The organism is Curvibacter sp. EU05-FHT14A10, assembly GCF_058791075.1.
In genome coordinates, this window is sequence record NZ_JBYTDE010000047.1 from 1 (window position 1) to 953 (window position 953).

Consider the following 953-nt stretch of genomic DNA (forward strand, 5'->3'; position numbering starts at 1 on the left):
AAAATGGCAAAAGGCAAGTTTGAACGTACCAAGCCGCACGTGAACGTCGGCACCATCGGTCACGTTGACCACGGCAAGACCACCCTGACGGCTGCGATCGCAACCGTTCTGGCAGCCAAGTTCGGCGGCGAAGCCAAGGCTTACGACCAGATCGACGCAGCGCCCGAAGAAAAGGCCCGCGGCATTACCATCAACACCGCCCACGTTGAATACGAAACTGCCAACCGCCACTACGCTCACGTGGACTGCCCTGGCCACGCTGACTATGTGAAGAACATGATCACTGGCGCTGCTCAGATGGACGGCGCTATTTTGGTGTGCTCGGCCGCTGACGGCCCGATGCCCCAAACCCGTGAACACATCCTGCTGTCCCGCCAGGTGGGCGTTCCTTACATCATCGTCTTCCTGAACAAGGCTGACCTGGTGGACGACGCTGAACTGCTGGAACTGGTGGAAATGGAAGTGCGCGAGCTGCTTTCCAAGTACGAATTCCCTGGCGACGACACCCCGATCATCAAGGGTTCGGCACGTCTGGCGCTGGACGGCGACAAGGGCGAGTTGGGCGAGCAAGCCATCATGAAGCTGGCTGAAGCTCTGGACACCTACATTCCCACGCCTGAGCGCGCTGTGGACGGTGCCTTCCTGATGCCTGTGGAAGACGTGTTCTCGATCTCGGGTCGTGGCACTGTGGTGACCGGTCGTGTGGAACGCGGCATCATCAAGGTCGGCGAAGAAATCGAAATCGTGGGTATCAAGCCCACCGTCAAGACCACCTGCACTGGCGTGGAAATGTTCCGCAAGCTGCTGGATCAAGGTCAGGCTGGTGACAACGTCGGCATCTTGCTGCGTGGTACCAAGCGTGAAGACGTCGAGCGCGGCCAAGTGCTGTGCAAGCCGGGCAGCGTCAAGCCGCACACCCACTTCACCGCAGAAATCTACGTTCTGTCGAAGGA

At 59.3% G+C, this 953-nt stretch carries 1 protein-coding gene; it reads left to right on the forward strand.

Annotated elements, in window-relative coordinates; translation table 11 throughout:
- Positions 1-3: 3 nt before the first annotated feature.
- The coding region (gene tuf, locus AC3WUT_RS30150) for an elongation factor Tu (RefSeq protein ID WP_492350754.1) at positions 4-953 on the forward strand (950 nt) is incomplete at its 3' end.